Source organism: Pseudoalteromonas luteoviolacea S2607, assembly GCF_001625575.1.
Taxonomy (GTDB): domain Bacteria; phylum Pseudomonadota; class Gammaproteobacteria; order Enterobacterales; family Alteromonadaceae; genus Pseudoalteromonas; species Pseudoalteromonas luteoviolacea_E.
Window position 1 is genome coordinate 62,884 of the sequence record NZ_AUXV01000056.1, and the last position, 18,596, is coordinate 81,479.

Below are 18,596 nucleotides of genomic sequence, written 5' to 3' on the forward strand. Positions count from 1 at the left end.
TCGATTAGTTTTTTTCTTGTACTCGATACTGCGCATTTATACACTCGGCAGATAGCCGCCCAGTAATGCCGCCAAAACACAGCATTTCGTCTAGTACGTCTTTTGAAAAGGTGATGTCTTTGCCTTCATCAATAAAGCCATCCCAACCAATCAGTAGTTGCTCAACGATGGCTTTATCTGTTGTGCTTTGCGGATTTGTGAGCGTTTCAATGTCGTTTTCAGGCACCAATTTAATGTGCGCGTTGAACTTAAACTCTACGCCACCATACTCAAAATGAATGGGCGCATGAATGGTGGCGTCTTTTAATTTAGATAACTTTTTTAATTTCATTTGGATCACTCAAATACTAAGGTTAATTCGTCAAAGCCACTGTCTGAAGGCACCAGCTTTGCGTCCAGTTCGTAGCCTGTGAGCTCGCTTTCTAAGCTTGCATACTTGGGCGTTGGCATTTGAAAACGCCCTAACAGCGTTACTTTGTTGCCTGCGCCTTGTCCGTGGTTAAACTCAAAAGGCTGAATGCTCCCAGCCAATTCAAACGGGTTGAAGATGGACAGGGAATCGCTGGTGACTATGATGTTTGCGGTAGACTCATGGCCCGTTATAAGGATTTCTTCATGATTAATGGCACGGTCAAACACCACGTTGTTACCTACGTCGATAGTCAATTTGTGTAAGGTGCGCGCAAGACCATTGAGCTTGAATGCGCTGCTATTCGTTACGCCCAGCGTTGAGGGCTTTTTCCAACGGGACCAATCCGTGGCAGGAGGGGCGCTGGATTGTATGGGTGCACTGAACAAACCTTTAAATTGCCAGTTAATCATGGGCTGGCCTTTTTCAAGGTTAATGCTGAACGTGCCTAACATCTCAGAGATTTGATGTGTGTTTTGCCCAAAGCGCATTAAACACGTGGCTTTGGTGGCAGCGCCTTTGGTGAATGTAACCGCATTGGCACTGGATACTTGCACCATGCCGCACGCCAACAGCAGTGGCGCTATGGCGGGGGCAGAGCCTGCGCTGCCACTCATGGCCAAGGGCGTTTTAAAGTTCAGCGTCACATGCTCGCCATAGATAATCTCCATGCTCGCGCCAGAATACGCGCGCTCTATGTCGTCTTTTTCGGTTTCGGCCTCAATGTTAAATTCCACTTCACTGGCGTATATCGCATGGTTGCCAGTGAGGGTGGTGCCGAGTGAGTCGGCCATAATTAGCCTATCTTTAAATCGCCAGCTCATTTGCTTGCTCCTGGTTTAATGGTATCGCCATCGAGAATAAAAGCACCAGCGGCATTGCTGCGATTGCCACTTTGTTTAAGGGCGTGTTGCACTTGCTGTGCAATCTCCGTTGGGCTGCTCGGTTTTGGTGGTTGTTCGTCTGCTTTATTGGCTTTCATGTTGGTTCCTTGGTGTTGATGGTTATGTGCCCACTCACTGAAAACTGGCACTGGTAAATGAGGTTATTGGTTTGGACGTTGAGCTCAACCATACGACCTCGATGCAGCTTAATGGGCTCATAGGGCGTAAAGGTAAGGCCAGCCAGCGCCGTTTTGACTCGCTCGCGGAGTGTTTCAATTCGCTGGTCGGTTTTTCTATTTGCGCTAAGACAAGGGATAACAATCATCACCGCAAACAGTTCCGTTACGGCATATTCGTCTTGGCCTGTAATGCTGTTCGTTGGCTGATAGTCTTCATCGAGTGGCAATACATATAACAAAGGCGCTTGCACGGGTTTACTGCGCGCCTGGTTAAAGTCTTGTGCAAAACCCACTTTGGCAATGCGCGCGTTATTTAAAGCCTTTTCAATGTGGTTTAAATCAAAATTAAACATGCTTTAAACTCCGTTTAAACCAGCCAGCCCGTAAGCGTTTCAACAATGGCACCGGCTTGATATTGCTCTATGCCAATGATTGGGCGAGCAGGGAGTGTAATGGCATGGCCACGGCCTGTTTTGCCCCCAAAGTGATGTATGGCAGCGTATTCTTCACCCAAGCCATGCACCAATTCATCGCCCTCAACATTGTGTGTGACAGAGCCAGCTAAGTTACGTTGGTCGGTCAGCGTTAATCCTTTGCGCGCTTTTGCGGCTTCTGATTGTTCCCAGCGAGTGCCATCTGGTGCCAGTTCGTTTAAAAAGCGGGTTGTCACGTCCATATCTAAAAATGCGCCAATGTCATCCAACACATCTTCAGGGACTTGGCTTTTACGATTGAGCACTTGCAACTTCTCTAACGCATCGCCCGAAATATCAATGAATACGCCCGCCATGACTTAGTACCTTTGCCAATCAAAGTTGCTAGCCAAAGGCTTGGTTTGAATAGGGCCAGAGGCCATAGGCGAGGGCGCTTTAATTTGAATGGTCCCAGATTCAATTTTGCCAAGCTCTAGCATGGCGTTTTTACGCCTGGTCATTAGCCCTTCGTCGGCATCGTTGTTACATAGCTCATAGCGCATCAAGTCGGCGGCAATACCCAGCAAAGGGGAGGCATCCACTTCAGCTTGTGTGAGTTCAAGCTTTGCCACATAACCCATGATGGTGTTATTCACGTTAGTTGAAGCGGTGTTAAACCAGTTTAAAAGGGTGGTTTGAATGTCTGTTTCTGGTGTGGCCAACAAGGCTTTGTTTAAATCATCTTCAGTGATTTGCTGGGCGTCATACGCAAGGGCAAATGTGCCATTGGCAAACTCCAGCAAGCGACTTAACCCAATTGTACTGATTGTGTGCTGTGCATTTACAAACATCGTGTTGTCCTTAAGGTAAAGGGGCCGAAGCCCCACAGGGAGTTAATGGCTAATTAGGGTGTAAGTAGATTGGTTAAAATCATGCCGTAGTCTTTTGCGATAGAAAGCTCTTTGACCTTTTCACCCACCATCACTTCAATGGCACCATCAAGGCCCGCAGCCACATCACGCCTACCAGATATCCGGTCGCCAAATTGGGCCGTAAAGGCAAAGGTCATACGGCCATTGTTCGCACTGGCTAATGGGTCGGAGCGAGTCAGGCTAATGTGGTCATTGCCCCATGCCTCAATAAAATTGGGGGTTTCGCCTTTTTTGGCCGTGTTTACCCAAGCTTCACCTACGTGCACTTTGTCTATGCCTAAAGTGTCCTGGATAAACCCAATAGGTACGAGGCCGCTGTCACCCAGTGAGCCGTTATACGCTTTAATCACATGCTTACATGAGCGCAGCTTAGTTAGGATTTTGCGAGGTAACGTCATGTGATTTGGCGTAACTAACATGTCATCTATGAGCTCTTGAAAGAACTGCAAAATATCGAGGTTGTCATCATCTAAGAATTTTAAACCTCCTTTACCAAGTTCATAGTGATAGCCGTAGTTGGTGGGGTCTTTAAATAACTCGGCCACGCGAACTTCGCGCGCTAACAGCATTAAATCAGAGATACCTTCGGTGGCATGATGTAACGGGTTGTAGTTATGTGGCGCTTCTTTAATATCTGAATTTGGCACAACATCCGAAAGACCATGATCTTCGCAAGATGCGCTGCCTTCTTCGGTGGTAAATTCAACCTGATTAATGGCAGACTTACGGCCAACACGCGTATTTGGGATGGTCATACGTTCAGCTTTGTCGTAAGTGCGATACTGAAACGTGCGCTTGCCAACTGGTATGCGGGGGCATACGTCGTCTGCAATCATCCGCCTGTTGTGATACGCAATGGCAATGGCCGTTTGCTCTATGTCTGGGGTAAAGGGCATTCCGTGACTCATCATCTCACTCCTATTTCACGATTAACTGAGGGGTAACAGTGGTTGTGCCGATGGTTCCAAGCTTGCCGCTTTCTTGGGCAACGCCTATGGTCCACACTTCGGCATCTTCAGTTTTGGCACTCATATCCAACTTGATGGCTCTGCCTTCAGTGTCGGGGACCAGCGTATCTCCTGCGAGAATGTCACCGCCGTACTCAATACTGGCCAGTTGTGTCATAACGACATCAACTCGCCCTGATATGTTCTTCCCCCATTCAGTCACACCCGCAATGGCGATATCGCTACCAGAGGCTTGCGTCACTTCAAAGTCAGCGCCGGTATAAACAGCGACTCTAAACTGTCCAACGTCGCCAGAGGCCGTAAAGTTTTGAATAAATCCAGGATTAGCCATTGCTATCCTCCTTTTTTACATGGCTAAGGGCTGCGCTCACGCTAACCGTAATGCCTTTTTGAGACTGCGCGTGCTGATATTCCATCGCTCTTTGAGCCAATGCATCAGCCGAGTTATCAATCTCGGTTTCTTCGTTGTCGTCTTTGCGGCTGAACTCTTTGGTAAGCCCACTTTGCTCGGGCAATGAAAGCAGCAAGGTTTTAAAGTACTCAGCGGGATTGGCTGACGAGGTTTGGTTGCCATCACTTGCGGCAAATTCAAATGTGTTGGCACTGTCTGTTTCAAGGTGGGCCATGAATTCGGCCAAGCCATCTGTTTTGGTGATACGCGGGGCATTGCCACCATTGACCTTGGTATCAATAAACGTTTGCGCATCAAACTTACGTTGGTTGAATTCATGTTCAGCGTTACGCTTGTTCGCCGCGTCCAGTTTGGCCTGCAATGCTTTCTCGGTGTCGGTGGGTTCGTTTTTAGTTTTGTCACTCACTTCTTGTTCCTCGGGGTTATTGGAAGGGGCGCTAAAGGCATGGTTGCCTGTGCGCTGTTTGTCTTGTTCGTGTTCAGCGATGATGGTTTTGCGGTTAAGCCAGTCGGCTTCCCAATTTGGAATGAGGCGGTTTGCGGTATCTAGGTCGTGCTGCTCAATCACCCACTCACGAAAGTGACTCATAAAGTCGGTAACTAAACGCGCGGTTTGCATTGCAACATCTTCAACGCGCTCGCTGGCTTCATTGGCTGCAAACTCAAATACAGCGCCTTTCGTGTCTTCGTTAAATTGCCAGGGCATGCCAGCAACAGCGGGAGCTTTGCCACCCAAGTAACCAACGTGACCCAAAAAGTAGTTACCAGGTTCTCCCTCTAAACGCACACTGCGATTGGGGTAACGTTTTGCTTCGACCGCATCTGCAAACTCAGTAGCTACGTCTTCGGCTTTGGCAAACAACTTACCGTCCTCGACTTTTAAGTCGCTAACCCAACCCCATGCAGGGTCGTTAGTCTTAGGGTGCCCAATGACCAAAGGGCTAGTCTTAGGGATAAAGTTTGTGACCACAGAGTCTAAATCTGCGGCGGTAAACTCTTGGGTATTGCCATTTGAGTCGGTGTGGGTGCCGGCAGTAAAAATCTCGTACCAGTCAAACTCAGTGTTTTCCATTGTGGGTGCTCATCGTTGTATCAATGAGCTCAGAATAGCGGTGGAGGAATAAGAAATTAGGCGTAAAATGTTTTACATATTAATTACCTAAGATACTTATGTAAGCAAACAAAATTAACTTACAGAATTGATACACAACTGTTCAATGTCATTTTTGAAATTTTTTTGTGCTTTGAGGAATTTAATTGCCCCTTCTTCAATTCTGCCTTCATAGTCTGCATCAACTTTGTAATAACTCATTTTGAATTCCCTTAAAGAGCTTGCAGCTCTAGAATGTTCAAAAATTGAGTCGATTTTCGGAGCCATTATAAATTCATAAATAACGAAAATTCCTTTTTTGTCAATAAGTTTATCAGTGAATGTAGGCGCTAGCCTTGAAAGGTTTTCTTTTGAGTTTGTATATCCTCCCCAAGTTAGCCTTTGTTTCCCCTTGCCTAGAGCTATAGTTTCAACAATACATTCTTCATTCTCATACACTTCTTCCCAATCTTCCAATCCACAGAAGAAATGCGGTGGAAGTGAAGCACCTCGATGTTTGTATGAAAGTTGATAATAAAACTCAGTTCGAAGTGACTCTATCAAGGAGAAGCACAGAGCTTTGGGTGTTTTTAGCTCTAATTGGCGATATTGATACATAATGTTGATTAGGTTATTGGCGCACATTACCCACTTTTTTGAATCATTACTTAGTGTTTTTTCATCTGTATTAATGTCTTTTTCATATAAAATATCTTCCGTATTTTCAATTAGCTTCGAGATAAACTCTAGCTTTGATTTTTCAATGTCAGTTTTAATATTTAGAGCTGACTGTTCTGTTGCATGCGCTCTTGCAACAATAACAGTAGCAGGTATTGCAAGTGCAAAAAGCATGATTGGTAACTGGCTCAGTTCTAGGAACTTTTCGTAGGCTGCTGCACTTGGTTCAAAATTATAGCCTTGCCATACAACACTTCCAAAGGATAAAAACAGTACCAGAGGAATACCCAATGCAAGCAAGAAAGGGGGTTGTTTAGCTAAATGTGAGTCGCCCGAAAGTTGTAAATATTCGATAGGCTTTTTAGGTTTTGCAATTATATGAATTAAGCCGATCAACAGGGCTGTGCATGATAAAAACATAAATACGAACAAGTTCATTGGCAATTCCTTTAAATACACAGTGGGTTATAGCGGAGTTGTGGTAACTTCCCCAAGCAAAGTTACCTCTCATTCTAGAAACAAGCCCGTAATCCAGATTGAAACCATGTTTAAAACCGCTTTAAAAACGCCTCAGTTTGTTTAAAGCGTTTTGGAAAGCAACTACCCACATAAATTTAATCTTTAGCACTTCTAGAGCCGTACAGTCGGTTTTAAGAAACTATTAGTAATTTGGTCTTCTCATTTTACTAATCTAGAAAAGCACATCATACACCTATAAACACATTGGGTTTAAATAGATTATTCCTAAGGTTCTGAATAAATGTTATTTTATAGTTCTAAGGAATTGGTCAGATAATAAGAAAGTTACCGTTATGTATAAAGTTAATATTGAAGACAAAAAACTAATCCCATTAAAACCAGTTAATTTTGCAAGCTTGGGAATCAAAGAACGATTTGATATACAAGAGTGGATTGATAAAACCCCGCAAATTCTAGGTGAAGATCTTTTGATTATTGGTAAGGAGGTTACTTTACCATCAGGAAAAAGATTAGATCTGCTTTGCTTAGACAAATCCGCTTCTCTAGTAGTTATTGAATTAAAAAGGGATGACTCTGGAAGCGCAGTAGAGTGGCAGGCTATTAAATATGCATCCAGCGTATCAAACTTTTTGCCAGATGAAATCTATAGAGTGTTTGCAGAATATAAGGCCGCTGAGCTTAAGGAAGCCAAAAAAAGCATTGAAGAGTTTATAGATGCAGACATTGAGACTTTGAACTCTAAACAACGAATAATCCTTGTTTCTAAAGAGTTTAATTCTGAAGTAATTTCTGCGGTTTTATGGCTTCGCGAATTTGGACTAGATATTCAATGTACGCGCTTGGCTCCGTATTTAGATGTTGACGACGAACTCTTTATCAAACCTGAAACAATAGTGCCTTTGCCAGAAGCTAGAGACTACATAACTAAGAAAGAAGTAAAACAAAGATTTAACGCAGTAAAGCCTGATTGGTCAGGTTATTGGTTTGTCAATGTAGGAGAGGGGCTTCATAGGACGTGGGAAGATAACATGAAGTTTGGTTACATAAGTGCAGGCCAAGGACAAGTTTACTCTAGAGGTCTAAAAAGATTAAGTATTGGTGACAAAATCTTTGCTTACATGAAGGGATTAGGCTACGTGGGATATGGAGAAATCAAGAGTAAATCGATGATGATAAGAGACTGTTTGACCAATGAAGGAACACCACTTTTAGATTGTGACCTAAAAGCGAAACAACCAGGAAACAACAGCGATGATGAACAAATGTCTGAGTATGTAGTAAAAGTAGAGTGGATTAAAACTTTTCCTTCAAACGATGCTAAGACTTTCAAAGGAGTTTTTGCAAATCAAAATGTAGTGTGCAAACTACAACATGAAGCTACTCTCGAATTTGTTAAGAAAGAGTTTCTAGCTTAATTTAAGCTCTTGGGGGAACTTGTATAGAATATGGGTTTCCATTAAACGTTCCTACTTAATTCACAAAGTGGGCCCCATTTCAATAACCAAGCTCTTCCATAAAGTGGATTGTCCTCTCTTGGTGTCCGGTTACTGATGTCCTTGATGACCAGACGTTTGGTTTAGGTTAGCTCCAATACAATATGTGTTTGATAATTTAAAACCTACAGAGGGGCTTACAGAAACGCCTTTGAAAGCGGTAAAAGCAATAAAATCTCTTTTAGATAATTTTTGAGCAAACTCAGTTTAGATGAGTAAGTTAACAATTAGATTATATAAAATAGTAAAAGCGAGGAGTGTATTTTGAGCAACCTTTCATTAGATTTGTTGATTGAATCTGGATTAATATCAAGCTCTGGTCGTGCTTGTGATATAAGTAAAATTCCGGAAAAAGAGCTATCTAGAATGCTTTGTCATTATAATGCGTCAAGGATAAGCGTCGCTGACTCTGAAATACAAGATCATATCGCAACTGATAAATTAAACGCATTATTCGGTACAGGCTCAACAACCAGTAGTAACGAAAATATATTATCTTCTACTTTAGTGTACGACTCTGTAGTTGTTGATGATCCACTAGTAACTTCTTCTAATTTGGTAAGTCGGCAACGTATTGAAGAAGGGTTAAAGTTTTTTGAATGGGCATTTTGCTTGATAAGAGCAAATTATTTAAAAGTTATACCATTGTCATATTTTAACAAACCCAACAATGATATACCTTTCTTAGTATCTGATGATGCATTTAAGTCCAGCATTCCTGAAGAAGTACATGATTTTATACATAGTAATGCTGTCTTAAATTCTGTAGATATTGATGACGAAGGCGCATTACTTGTCCTAAACGAAGATGCTTACCAGTATAGAAAGCCAGCATTAAAGGTCGGCTTTAAGAACGACTACTGGGTTTCAGGAGTATGCGTATACAAGTATGAAACTGTTCGAAAATTGCCGGATAAAGAAGATGGTTATATGTCTCTCAGAAAAACATGGGATCCGAATATCGATTTAAGTAAAAGTCAATTTAGTGCATGGGCTTATCAATCTATTAACCAAGCCATGCGCAGCCGATTGAGCAACATTTACAATGAATCATCTATAGCTGAAAAAATAGGGCACACTTACGTAACGGAATCAGCATTCGAGTCAGAACTCTTGAGTATGGCCGGGGAACTAGAGGGCAGTAGAGGGAGTATACCTGCAAGATTTTTAAAAGCTAACAACAGCTTTATAAATATTGACTCTCCTAAAACAATACTAGAATTAAGAAATAAATTTTCGACAGCATTTGAAAGGTTTAATTACTCGTTACTTTGCATTTCAGATGAGTTGAGTTCCGTTCAGCCGGAAAACTTTGAAAAAAAAGCACAAAAACTTTTTCATAAGGAAATACTTCCACAAGTTGATGAAATAAGGGACAACGTCAACTCAATATCAAGCTCTGGTACAAAAGGGGTTTTAGGAAGCTTAGTTGGGTTGTCCGCTGCAATAGCGACTGGCTCAACCATACCATTATTTCCCGCGATCATGACATCAGTATCTTCTGGTTTAAATGAGGCCTTTCCCGCTATTTCGAAGCAACAAAACTTAAAAAAAAGGCCTGCCTACATTTGGCATCGTATTACACGATAGCCACGTTTAGGTTTCTACAATTTATGGCGCTAAGGTAAAACCTTCGAGCAAAATTTTCTTTGTAAGCCGCTAAATGCGGCTATACAAATCAAAAGTTACCTAAAGTAAATCCTGCAATTTCAGATAACTTTCCACGCCAAAGACAGTTATCAAAGTTAGAAATATTTCCTTTAGCATCAATTAGCTTATAACTCAGAAGGTGGATGTATCCATCCTTAAATAATGGATTGTCATGTGCAGCCGATAGCACTTGGCTCAAATCTTTATCAGCTTCAAAGTCGGGAAAACTACGCTTAAAACCATCGTCTAACAAAGCTCCTGTTTCTTCAAAGTATCTTTTAGCACTTATCATTTGACCACACATTACACCGCTTGGCGTGAACAATATGATGCTCATTTCTAATGACGACTTATTTACTATCTTGACTAAATTGGATAATAATCTATCTTGCTGTTCGTTTGTTGGCTTTTTCGTATCATCTATGACTTGGTTCATTATTTACTCCCATCTTAAAAAACTCCAAAATAAGGCATTGGATATCACATCCTCTCCCTAATCTCTCTCTCAATATCTTCCTTACTCTTTCTATCTCTTTCAATAAGCGGGAAGACGATTTGAATCTTAGTACCTTTGCGCGACGACTTAAGCTTAAACTTGGTTTTGTATGACTTAGCTACATCGCTCATTTTGTATAGGCCTTCGCCGAAGTGGAGGCGAGAACGTAGCGGTATGCCAATGCCGTCGTCTTCAATGTTCACGTGAATTTTAGATCTAAGCTTGTGCACGAATACGTTAACCTCAGAGCCTTCTGAGTGATGCACTGCGTTATGAAGGCCATGATAAACAACAGCGTAAATGTCGCGCTCTAATTGCGGGTCTAGCTTTACGTTGCCAATCACAGCTTCAAAGTTAACTTTAATTTTTGCCTGCAAGCTCGACTGCACTTGTAGTAAATCTAAACCAGCTAGCAATCGTTGCTCGCCAAGGTATGGGCCGCTGTTCACAATCGGCGTAATTAGTTCTGATACTTTGTCGAACTTAACAAGCCCCTCGGTAAACATCGTGTCATCACCGGAACTGACTAAAGCTTTACCTTGCTCTACAAGCATCGCTATTTGCCCTAAGTTACTACTTTGTCGTTTGTGCTCGTTTTGACGAAACACTCTTCGGAATGACTGAACCCAAAAATAAATAAACAAAGCAATCGCCATCGCCAGAATCAGGGGAACAACTATGTAAACGACCATTGCAGTAGGGGAGTTGTACCAGTGTGAACGAACCTCAAACACATAACTAGCGGGTTCGCTTGCTACATTGCCAACAACTTGTCTGAACTGAACTTCATAATGCTCCGGGAATAGGTTGTTAAGCTGAATCATAGGGCTCAACAATTTTACCCAACTGCCCTCATTTAAGCGGTATTCGTACCTAACTCCTTCGTTGTGCTGGTACTGAAGGTTGGTGATCGCAATATTGACCCAGTCTTTCTGGTTTATCTCTAACGCGTCTTTATCGAGAACGAAGCCCTCATTTGTACTCACATAGCTTACTACTGGAGGCGCTATTGATTGCTCTTTAAAGTTTGTCATTTCAATAAACGCGCTATCACTCACAGCAATTACTACATTGTCGGCAACTCGAACGCTTCCAATCATGAATGAATGGTCTTTCGTTTCTCTTATTAGCCTTGATGAATCTTGGTCTTTGGCGATGGTGTGAATGCCGTTATTAGTTAACAAGTAGAGTACGTCCCGTACTTCTACAATTTCTTTAATATATTCAGGTGAGGGGACTTTAACCCAATTGCCGTCGACCTTTTTTAATAAGCCTTCACCGTAAGTGGCCATAAACAGCACGCCATCTAGTATCGCAACATCGGCTACTTTAGAAGTGCCCTGGTATTCTCTGTAGACTGATCTCGGAGAGTCGATTCGGTCAAGGCCAGCAGCAGTGCTAATATATAACTCGCCACCAATCTCTGTTACACCAAGTATTTCATGGCTTGATAGCATGGAATTGTTATTAAATTCTTCATACTTTAATTTCGAATTAAACTTAACAACGGCTTCTTCATCTGTCGCAAGATACAAAAACTCAGCAATAACAGACGAGTTGATTACATAACCGCCGTAGAGCTTGTCTACGCTGCGCCTTTCGGTATCAACAGCAAAAGCACCAACGTCAGTTGAAACAATCACTTTTCCGGCAAAGTGAGAAAAGGCCGTTACTTCAAAGTCTTTACCCTCGCCAATTTCAACGTTGAGCCATTCGATTGGTTTCCCGTTTACGTACACACCTTTTGTGGTGCCTATCCACCAATCTTTACCAACGCGTTCAATAATATTGTACTTTGAGCCAAAACCCAGATTGGTAATGCGCGTATTACCTTCGACTATGCCAAACTCGTTTATGTTTAAACCCCAAAGCTTTTCGTTGTTGTCAGCAAATAGCGATAAGTACGTTTTACGACTTGAGTTAATCTTGGTTCTTGCAACTTCCAATGTTGATAAAGACACCTCGTTAACTTCGTCACCGTCTGTATAATAAACCACATAAGGAGCTACATAGGTTAAGTTGTCTGCGCGTTTTACGTTGTAGTTTGTGATGCTGCTGTCTTGTAGTTGGGAGTAGTATTTTAAATGGTCGTCGGCAAAAAATATTGCGCCGTGTGGTGTGACTTCAAGATCACCATTTTTGATTTCTTGGTCTATGACCTTATAAGAACGACCATTATTGATCTGATATAGGCCTTTTTCAGTTAAGCCGTATACATTGTCATATTTAGACTCAAGGTCTATCAGCCTTTCTTGACCAGATATTCTCGCCCCGTATTGGCCCGTTGCAAGGTCATACTCAAGAACCTGATAATCCTCTTGAGTGAATAAGGCGTCGTGGGTAACTTCTATGTTGTGAGCATCAGTCTCGGCAAAAAGGTTTGCTTCGTATGTATTTAAATCTAGTGACCAAATTTGCCCCGAAGAATACAAAACATAAGCAATATTTGTTTCGCTTATTTCTAAGTCTCGTGCTGAGCCAGCAGGCAGCGCGGTAACTTCGTTCAGCTTAACAATGTGCTCTCCATCGTATTTCAAAACGCCTTCATGCGAAGAGAAATACATATAATCATTCTGATCTTGAGCTACACCATTAAGGTGCTCAAAGTCTAACGCTTGGCATATTCCGCTCTGTAATATCAAAGCAGAGGCTATAATCCTTGACTTCAACATAGCGAAGAATTCCTTCTTGCAAGGGGGAGTCATTCCCCCTTATGTTAATTTAGTGACTAGCTTGAGAGTTATGATCTCTTACACCACAACCAGCCAATACTACAGGTATTTGCGGTTTAGTTTCTGATGCTTGGTCCAAACTATTTGTTTCACTTATACTAACACGTGATAATAAATTGTTAAGTTTATTCGCTTTATTTGGTTTCCAATTGATGTCTTGCTCTCGTGGAGCGAGGATAAATAGGTAAGTTGGTTTGCGTGGGTCCGAGGCATTTTGCTTAGTTTGCCAGGTATCCATAACCGCTTGGCCTGCGGCTTCGCCGTAAAGGTGGGTGTATGCAGCGGCGATTAGTTTAGCGCCAGAGTCACTCATTACCATAACTGCGGTGTTTTGGTAGTCGCTACCACAATCAAACGACACATCAACATTAAGTGTGCTGCCATCTGGTAGTAACAAATCGGTATTCATGTGCTGTACACGAGCTCTGTCTGGTAACGGTTCTAGAGCGAGAGAGGGGGCAGACAGCAATCCAAACGCGAGCATTGCTGTGGCAAGTTTTGTTTTAATCATAATCTATCCTTTAAAAGGCCATATAGAGCGCTCCTTCCGCAATGGTTTTAACCATGACTTCGTTAAAGTTATGCTCAAATGTTTTTTCGATTAACATTGGCCTTAACTTTTTACGGATCAGAAGTTCACGCTCTGCATCCAAGTTTTTAGGGTAAAGTAAATCATCTATTATCTGTTCAACAAGCGCGATTGCAGCTAGCGCATCTTCAGCACTATTTCTGCTTACTTCTTCACTCTTTGTTGGTTCTTTTTCTTCCGTAGAGCTACTGCCAGGTGCTTGGTCTACTTCAATGCCAAACACCTCATCCAAGGAAATTTTCTTTTTCTTACAGGTGGCTACGATAGAAGTATAAGGTAATGTCCCTTTTTTCTTGGACATAGATATCCCGCTATGGGAAAGACCCAATTCCATTGCAAGAGCTCTATCACTGCTCGCACCTAACTTATCTCGCAGTATATCGATTACTTTGTCGATATCTGACTCTGTAATACTATCGCCTAACATATTTGACAGTCAACACCTAATTTGTTTTCTAAAATATAATTAGCTTCACTATTGACACCTAATATATTAGGCACTAGTTTAATAAAACAACTTGTGACAAATAAGTTAGGCGCAACAAATCTACTATTAAGGTAAATCTATCATGACAAAGAAAAAAATGACATTTGAAGCCATTAAGAAAGAGCTATTTAGTAAGGACATACAATTCGCAGATATAGCAAAAGCCGCAAATGTAACACCTAGTCACGTATCTAACGTGGCAAGAGGCAGTGCTACATCTATGCATATCGCGAAGGCGATATCTTTATCTTTAGGGAAACCTTTAGAGCATGTATTTGGAGAAGACTACTCCCACACCAAAAAACGTGGACCTAAAGATCGCACCCAAAGACGCAATCAAATTGTTGAAGCTCTTCAAGCTGGCAAACCAGTACCAAACCCAAGCATGAACCTATAGAACTACCAAGTCTAGGTTAATTTAAGGAGATTTTTACCATGTCTGAGAACCAAGATTCCATCAACATTTTAGATAGTGAGATACCGCCTGATTGCGAAATACTCCATCACTTTAGCCAATGCGTGAATGCATGTATGCGCAGGTGTGGTTTTACTCGCCAAGGCTTAGCGCGGCGCATGAATGAAGCTTTAAAAGTAGAAGTGGTAGAGGTTGACGAAGGAAAGCTTAATAAGTGGTTTGCACCAAGCCAGCCGGCATCGATGCCAATACAGTACCTACCGGCTTTATGCTGGGCGATTAAAAGTGTAGAGCCTGCCAATGTGCTACTCATGCCACTGATGTATAGCGCTTCGGACGAACGCGCCAAAAAACTGCAAGAAGCCTCAGAGTGTGAGGTGCAAATGCGCGAATTAAAAGATAAGCGCGAATCCATTCTCGAAGAAGTCAAAATCAAAACTTAATTTCGGAGCTTAAAACCATGCCTATCAAAGACCAAGATCTGCCTGAAATCCGGAGTTTGTTATGAGTTTAGAATTAGTTTGCCCCGAGTCGGTAGAGGAAATAGAGCATCAAATTGAAAGCCTTGAGTCGGCACTACATATAGAGCTGCCTCAAAGTATTGATGACTGTATGGAGCAAGTTGTTTTTCTTGCCAACCGACAATTTTGCGACGGAGCTAAGATGGGAGTTCTTTTACTTTGGCTCAAATCGAATACGGAGCACGGCAAATTCAATTCTCTATTACACGAGAGAAATATTCAAAAGCGCACGGCCCAGCGGGCAATGGCCATAGCCAGAATGTTGTTAGCTCTACCAAAACGCAAAAGCGACAAATTGTCGCATTTAAACTTGAACACACACCAACTTAACGAACTTACTAAAGTGCCAATCGAAACGCTTAAAGAGCTCGACGATGAAGACTATGAAGTACTGGCCGAGACGTCGGGTAATGCCATTAAACAGCAAGTCGCTGATTTGATGAAAGAGCGAGACGACCTACAAATAGCAGCTGCTCAAGCCATTAATGACTTACAGCATGAAAAGCTGCGCAAGGTGCCACAAGTACGTTTTGACATGCATGTGTTTATTAGTGAAATACGCAAAGATGCCATTTGTAACACAGAGCTATTAAACGAAGCGCTCGTAAACACCATTACACAGATCACGCAATTGTGTGATAACCGCCAGCTGGATTTAGATTCGCGAGTGAGTGCTGCGCAAGTTCTGCATCATACCTGGGCTGCAATCTACACCCAAATAGGCACTGCGCTTGAGCGTTTAAGTGGCGAGTTTGCTGGGCACATTGAAGGCATTGAGCACCTACCGAAATTTACCAAAGCAGAGTGGCAATACGTGGAAACAGAGCGTAACCGGCTGCTCGAACAGTTTTTACTCAACAAGCAAAGCAAGGAGATTAAGTAATGCATCCTGCTGTGATTAGATTTAACAACTTACCAGCCATTGTGAGCCAAAGTGCATGGTCAGAGGCCAGCGACAAAGCACGCAAAACGGCACAAAACCGAACGGCACTGGTAAAGCATTGGCTATCTAGTGGCTTAAGTGTAGATAAGGCAAGAACAGCACTTATTGAGTCTTTAAATAGTGGGCTGGTAACACCTGCCATACACCAAGCTGTGACCGACCTTGGTAAAGTGCCAACACGTGCAACAGCCTTTAATTGGGTTAATGCCTATAAGCTTGAAGGCGTTGAGGGTTTGCTACCCAAACACAAAGGCCGCATGCCTGCGCAGCCTAAATGGGCAGCAAGAGCGTTAGAGCTTTACCACTGTATTAACTCGCCCAGTTTTGCATTGGTTGCCGAAGACTTAAAAAAGCTGGGCTTTGATGCAACGGCAAGCCAAGTTAGGCGCTTTATTAATAGTATGCCGCACGAACTTGGTCCGCAAAGCCCTTACCGTATGGGTGCAAAGCTTTACCGCGAAAAGCACAAAGATTTTATTATTCGCTCCACTGAGCATATTGCCCCTGGGTTTATTTATAACGGCGACGGTCACCAAGTTGATGTGTATGTGGCACACCCAAAAACAGGTAAAGCATGGCGCTTTGAGTTAACCGCGTTTCAAGATGTGGCGAGCCGCTGCATTGTTGGCTGGGAGATTAGCGAGTCTGAAAATGCCATTGCCACCATGACGGCGCTAACTCGCGCGATTCAAACCCATCAGCATATTCCTAGCATGTTGTATGTCGATAACGGCAGTGGTTATAAGTCTAAAATGATGTCTGACAAATGCTGTGGCATGTATGCACAGTTTGATATTGAGGTCATTTTTGCCATACCAGGTAATGCGCGTGCAAAGTGGATAGAGCGCTTTTTTAAACATATGGAAGAGCACGTGGGCAAACGCTTTGAAAGCTACTGCGGCCCAGACCACAACGAGCGCGAAAAGCTAAAACTGCTTAACGATGTTAAAAAAGGCAAGCGCGAGCTGCCATCTTTAGAGCAATGGATTGCCGAGTTTAAAGCGTTTTTGGACCATTACCACAACAGCCCACATCCAGAAATTAAGGGCAAAACCCGCATGCAAGTATGGGAAGAAGGGCTCATTCAAGAGCAGCCCGCCATAGCCGACTTTGTGGTCTTGCCAAGAACCAAAGTTAAAGTGGCTCGTGGCCAAATCAAACTACACAAACGCGTTTATACCGCTGACTACCTATTTCAATTTAACGGTAAAGAGCTGGTTGCAGGTTATGACTTGCACGACGACACCTACCTTGTGCTGTATGAGCAAACTGGCGAATTCATTATGAATTGCCGCATTAAAAACAAGGTTGAGGCATTGCCAACAAGCCGAATTGAAGAAGCCGACCTTAAGCGACTGCAAGGCCAAGAAAAGCGTATTCAAAACCAGCTTTCTGAAAAGCGTGCAAGAGCCGACCAAAAACGTGTGATTGACGTAGACGCAGTTGAAGAACTGGCCGCAGATGTTGACGCCATTCCTGAAATTGAACCTGAAGTATTAAACATGGACCTCTCTGACTTTGAGGTTGAACACTTTGAAGCCGCTCAGGCCAACTACCAAATAGATTTAGGAGACCTTCATGAGTAAATTCACTAGCCATTACAGCGACGAGCAACAAATTCAAGTAAAGCTAATAAACGAAGAGATTGATTTTTACGCCCTTGGCCCACAGGACTATTGCTTTGGTTATGACTTGAACCAAGTAAACGCAGTACTTACTGGCAAGTCGCCAATTAACCCTAAAAAGCTACTGGGAGTTTTGTGGGCGCACTTTTTTGGCGACTTTGACCCTAAAGAATTTAGTACTGAGAGCGGCTTTTCGGATTGTTACAACGCCAATGACAAGTTACTTGTTGCGCGTATTAAAAAGCGCATGACCGATGAAGACATAGTAAACCAAGGGGTAAACAGCACTTATATTGCCAAGAAGATTAATAAGTCGGCCTCGACAATAAGCCAGTTGCTCTCTGGTAAGTATGCGGCAAGCCCAACTAAGTACTTACATGACATATACGCGATTGTCGCACCCGCTGGGACCGATGCGGCAGACGACAATACAAATGACGACAGACCGGTTATTACCATTCGATACGGCGAAGTACCGTTTGTGCCTACCAGTGTCGCGAAGATGATTAGCATGGCGTGCGAACACGCGAGAGCAAGGCGTCGTTTTGCGGTGGTTGCTGGCCAAGCAGGCATAGGCAAAAGCAAAGGACTAGAGCGCTACTGTGAAGAAAACTCACAAGCCATTTTGATTGTGGGCAGTGAGCAAACGACTAGTAAACATGTGATCGAAAACCTATGCAGTGCTTTAGGTTTACCACGTAAAGCGAATGTTGCTAAAAACATCGAGAACATTGTTAGAACTATTGAGAACACAGAGCGCATCATTCTGTTAGATGAAGCCGACAAATGTAAGCCTAATGCGTTAGACCCACTTAGAACCATTTCGGATGCTGCAAAGGTTGGGGTGTGTTTGATTGGCAATATTCAGCTGGTAGACAAACTGCAAACCAATGAGCGTTACGAGTTGATTTCGTCTCGTGTGTGCTTTTGGCCAAAACCCATTGGTGAAGTACCTGTAGAAGACATCAAAAACCTATTCAATGAATTAACCCAAGGCACTGTGCCGCTTGAGTCGAACGATGACCAGTGGTGGCAATGGTTGCATAAAAGGGTAGAGGGAAATTCTAGGCTCCTAGTCGAAAACCTGCTCCCTCATATCCTGAGTCACAGCCGGAAAAACCCAAACAAAAAGTTAGACAAGCTCTTGGTGAACTCAATCTTCGCCAATGTTCTGAATCAACAAGCTGTTTAAAGCAACGA

At 42.9% G+C, this 18,596-nt stretch carries 21 protein-coding genes; 7 read left to right on the forward strand and 14 right to left on the reverse strand.

What is annotated here, in order from left to right:
• Window positions 1-4: 4 nt before the first annotated feature.
• The 10 genes from N480_RS17380 to N480_RS17420 form a co-directional block, all read right to left on the reverse strand.
• Entirely contained in the window at window positions 5-331 is a 327-nt protein-coding gene (locus tag N480_RS17380; protein ID WP_063373711.1) for a hypothetical protein, read from the reverse strand.
• A 5-nt stretch (window positions 332-336) separates the two neighbouring features.
• Window positions 337-1,233 (reverse strand): hypothetical protein, encoded by an 897-nt coding sequence (locus N480_RS17385; protein WP_063373712.1) that lies wholly within the window; start codon window positions 1,231-1,233, stop codon window positions 337-339.
• Window positions 1,230-1,391: a hypothetical protein gene (locus N480_RS25415; protein WP_155732888.1), complete on the reverse strand. Its 162-nt coding sequence runs from the start codon at window positions 1,389-1,391 to the stop codon at window positions 1,230-1,232. Before N480_RS25415 ends, N480_RS17385 begins: the two co-directional genes overlap by 4 nt.
• Window positions 1,388-1,825, reverse strand: a complete 438-nt coding sequence (locus N480_RS17390) for a phage tail terminator protein (RefSeq protein ID WP_063373713.1) — start codon at window positions 1,823-1,825, stop codon at window positions 1,388-1,390. The genes N480_RS25415 and N480_RS17390 overlap by 4 nt, the downstream gene beginning before the upstream one ends.
• 14 nt (window positions 1,826-1,839) lie before the next feature.
• On the reverse strand, window positions 1,840-2,262 hold the full coding sequence (locus N480_RS17395; RefSeq protein WP_063373714.1) for a phage virion morphogenesis protein: 423 nt from the start codon (window positions 2,260-2,262) through the stop codon (window positions 1,840-1,842).
• A 3-nt stretch (window positions 2,263-2,265) separates the two neighbouring features.
• Window positions 2,266-2,736 (reverse strand): phage protein Gp36 family protein, encoded by a 471-nt coding sequence (locus N480_RS17400; RefSeq protein ID WP_063373715.1) that lies wholly within the window; start codon window positions 2,734-2,736, stop codon window positions 2,266-2,268.
• A 53-nt stretch (window positions 2,737-2,789) separates the two neighbouring features.
• Complete coding sequence (locus N480_RS17405; RefSeq protein WP_231102281.1) at window positions 2,790-3,728, reverse strand: capsid protein; 939 nt, start codon at window positions 3,726-3,728, stop codon at window positions 2,790-2,792.
• 7 nt (window positions 3,729-3,735) lie between these two features.
• On the reverse strand, window positions 3,736-4,116 hold the full coding sequence (locus tag N480_RS17410) for a hypothetical protein (RefSeq protein WP_063373717.1): 381 nt from the start codon (window positions 4,114-4,116) through the stop codon (window positions 3,736-3,738).
• The gene (locus tag N480_RS17415) at window positions 4,109-5,269 is read right to left on the reverse strand and encodes a hypothetical protein (RefSeq protein ID WP_063373718.1); all 1,161 of its coding nucleotides are present in this window, start codon (window positions 5,267-5,269) and stop codon (window positions 4,109-4,111) included. The genes N480_RS17410 and N480_RS17415 overlap by 8 nt, the downstream gene beginning before the upstream one ends.
• Before the next feature lie 114 nt (window positions 5,270-5,383).
• The gene (locus N480_RS17420) at window positions 5,384-6,403 is read right to left on the reverse strand and encodes a hypothetical protein (protein WP_063373719.1); all 1,020 of its coding nucleotides are present in this window, start codon (window positions 6,401-6,403) and stop codon (window positions 5,384-5,386) included.
• A 374-nt stretch (window positions 6,404-6,777) separates the two neighbouring features.
• On the opposite strand from N480_RS17420, the gene N480_RS17425 reads away from it, so the two are divergent.
• Complete coding sequence (locus tag N480_RS17425; protein ID WP_063373720.1) at window positions 6,778-7,860, forward strand: endonuclease NucS domain-containing protein; 1,083 nt, start codon at window positions 6,778-6,780, stop codon at window positions 7,858-7,860.
• A gap of 342 nt (window positions 7,861-8,202) precedes the next feature.
• Window positions 8,203-9,528, forward strand: coding sequence for a hypothetical protein (locus N480_RS17430; RefSeq protein ID WP_063373721.1), 1,326 nt, complete (start codon window positions 8,203-8,205; stop codon window positions 9,526-9,528).
• A gap of 88 nt (window positions 9,529-9,616) precedes the next feature.
• Here N480_RS17430 and N480_RS17435 read toward each other — a convergent pair whose 3' ends face one another.
• From N480_RS17435 to N480_RS17450, 4 genes are read right to left on the reverse strand one after another with little or no spacing between them, the layout of a single operon-like run.
• On the reverse strand, window positions 9,617-10,024 hold the full coding sequence (locus N480_RS17435) for a hypothetical protein (RefSeq protein WP_063373722.1): 408 nt from the start codon (window positions 10,022-10,024) through the stop codon (window positions 9,617-9,619).
• Window positions 10,025-10,068: 44 nt separating this feature from the next.
• Window positions 10,069-12,756 (reverse strand): ATP-binding protein, encoded by a 2,688-nt coding sequence (locus N480_RS17440; RefSeq protein ID WP_063373723.1) that lies wholly within the window; start codon window positions 12,754-12,756, stop codon window positions 10,069-10,071.
• 49 nt (window positions 12,757-12,805) lie between these two features.
• Window positions 12,806-13,327 (reverse strand): hypothetical protein, encoded by a 522-nt coding sequence (locus N480_RS17445; protein WP_063373724.1) that lies wholly within the window; start codon window positions 13,325-13,327, stop codon window positions 12,806-12,808.
• A 10-nt stretch (window positions 13,328-13,337) separates the two neighbouring features.
• A complete protein-coding gene (locus N480_RS17450; RefSeq protein ID WP_063373725.1) occupies window positions 13,338-13,832 on the reverse strand; it encodes a helix-turn-helix domain-containing protein in 495 nt (164 codons plus the stop codon).
• 142 nt (window positions 13,833-13,974) lie between these two features.
• Here N480_RS17450 and N480_RS17455 point away from each other — a divergent pair, with 142 nt between their 5' ends.
• The 5 genes from N480_RS17455 to N480_RS17475 all read left to right on the forward strand — a co-directional run bounded on the left by N480_RS17455 (window position 13,975) and on the right by N480_RS17475 (window position 18,588).
• Complete coding sequence (locus N480_RS17455; protein ID WP_063373726.1) at window positions 13,975-14,289, forward strand: transcriptional regulator; 315 nt, start codon at window positions 13,975-13,977, stop codon at window positions 14,287-14,289.
• 38 nt (window positions 14,290-14,327) lie between these two features.
• Window positions 14,328-14,750, forward strand: coding sequence for a hypothetical protein (locus N480_RS17460; RefSeq protein ID WP_063373727.1), 423 nt, complete (start codon window positions 14,328-14,330; stop codon window positions 14,748-14,750).
• A gap of 61 nt (window positions 14,751-14,811) precedes the next feature.
• Window positions 14,812-15,711 carry a hypothetical protein gene (locus tag N480_RS17465; RefSeq protein ID WP_063373728.1) on the forward strand — a complete coding sequence of 300 codons (900 nt, stop codon included), beginning with the start codon at window positions 14,812-14,814 and terminating at the stop codon, window positions 15,709-15,711.
• Window positions 15,711-17,357 carry a Mu transposase C-terminal domain-containing protein gene (locus N480_RS17470; protein ID WP_063373729.1) on the forward strand — a complete coding sequence of 549 codons (1,647 nt, stop codon included), beginning with the start codon at window positions 15,711-15,713 and terminating at the stop codon, window positions 17,355-17,357. The genes N480_RS17465 and N480_RS17470 overlap by 1 nt, the downstream gene beginning before the upstream one ends.
• Complete coding sequence (locus tag N480_RS17475) at window positions 17,350-18,588, forward strand: AAA family ATPase (RefSeq protein WP_063373730.1); 1,239 nt, start codon at window positions 17,350-17,352, stop codon at window positions 18,586-18,588. The genes N480_RS17470 and N480_RS17475 overlap by 8 nt, the downstream gene beginning before the upstream one ends.
• The last annotated feature ends 8 nt before the right edge of the window (window positions 18,589-18,596 follow it).

What these genes read in the sequence shown, in the direction of transcription:
- N480_RS17380 (WP_063373711.1), bottom strand. Translation starts at nt 331, where the DNA reads ATGAAATTAAAAAAGTTATCTAAATTAAAAGACGCCACCATTCATGCG.
- N480_RS17385 (WP_063373712.1), bottom strand. Translation starts at nt 1,233, where the DNA reads ATGAGCTGGCGATTTAAAGATAGGCTAATTATGGCCGACTCACTCGGC.
- N480_RS25415 (WP_155732888.1), bottom strand. Translation starts at nt 1,391, where the DNA reads ATGAAAGCCAATAAAGCAGACGAACAACCACCAAAACCGAGCAGCCCA.
- N480_RS17390 (WP_063373713.1), bottom strand. Translation starts at nt 1,825, where the DNA reads ATGTTTAATTTTGATTTAAACCACATTGAAAAGGCTTTAAATAACGCG.
- N480_RS17395 (WP_063373714.1), bottom strand. Translation starts at nt 2,262, where the DNA reads ATGGCGGGCGTATTCATTGATATTTCGGGCGATGCGTTAGAGAAGTTG.
- N480_RS17400 (WP_063373715.1), bottom strand. Translation starts at nt 2,736, where the DNA reads ATGTTTGTAAATGCACAGCACACAATCAGTACAATTGGGTTAAGTCGC.
- N480_RS17405 (WP_231102281.1), bottom strand. Translation starts at nt 3,728, where the DNA reads ATGATGAGTCACGGAATGCCCTTTACCCCAGACATAGAGCAAACGGCC.
- N480_RS17410 (WP_063373717.1), bottom strand. Translation starts at nt 4,116, where the DNA reads ATGGCTAATCCTGGATTTATTCAAAACTTTACGGCCTCTGGCGACGTT.
- N480_RS17415 (WP_063373718.1), bottom strand. Translation starts at nt 5,269, where the DNA reads ATGGAAAACACTGAGTTTGACTGGTACGAGATTTTTACTGCCGGCACC.
- N480_RS17420 (WP_063373719.1), bottom strand. Translation starts at nt 6,403, where the DNA reads ATGAACTTGTTCGTATTTATGTTTTTATCATGCACAGCCCTGTTGATC.
- N480_RS17425 (WP_063373720.1), top strand. Translation starts at nt 6,778, where the DNA reads ATGTATAAAGTTAATATTGAAGACAAAAAACTAATCCCATTAAAACCA.
- N480_RS17435 (WP_063373722.1), bottom strand. Translation starts at nt 10,024, where the DNA reads ATGAACCAAGTCATAGATGATACGAAAAAGCCAACAAACGAACAGCAA.
- N480_RS17440 (WP_063373723.1), bottom strand. Translation starts at nt 12,756, where the DNA reads ATGTTGAAGTCAAGGATTATAGCCTCTGCTTTGATATTACAGAGCGGA.
- N480_RS17445 (WP_063373724.1), bottom strand. Translation starts at nt 13,327, where the DNA reads ATGATTAAAACAAAACTTGCCACAGCAATGCTCGCGTTTGGATTGCTG.
- N480_RS17450 (WP_063373725.1), bottom strand. Translation starts at nt 13,832, where the DNA reads ATGTTAGGCGATAGTATTACAGAGTCAGATATCGACAAAGTAATCGAT.
- N480_RS17455 (WP_063373726.1), top strand. Translation starts at nt 13,975, where the DNA reads ATGACAAAGAAAAAAATGACATTTGAAGCCATTAAGAAAGAGCTATTT.
- N480_RS17460 (WP_063373727.1), top strand. Translation starts at nt 14,328, where the DNA reads ATGTCTGAGAACCAAGATTCCATCAACATTTTAGATAGTGAGATACCG.
- N480_RS17465 (WP_063373728.1), top strand. Translation starts at nt 14,812, where the DNA reads ATGAGTTTAGAATTAGTTTGCCCCGAGTCGGTAGAGGAAATAGAGCAT.
- N480_RS17470 (WP_063373729.1), top strand. Translation starts at nt 15,711, where the DNA reads ATGCATCCTGCTGTGATTAGATTTAACAACTTACCAGCCATTGTGAGC.
- N480_RS17475 (WP_063373730.1), top strand. Translation starts at nt 17,350, where the DNA reads ATGAGTAAATTCACTAGCCATTACAGCGACGAGCAACAAATTCAAGTA.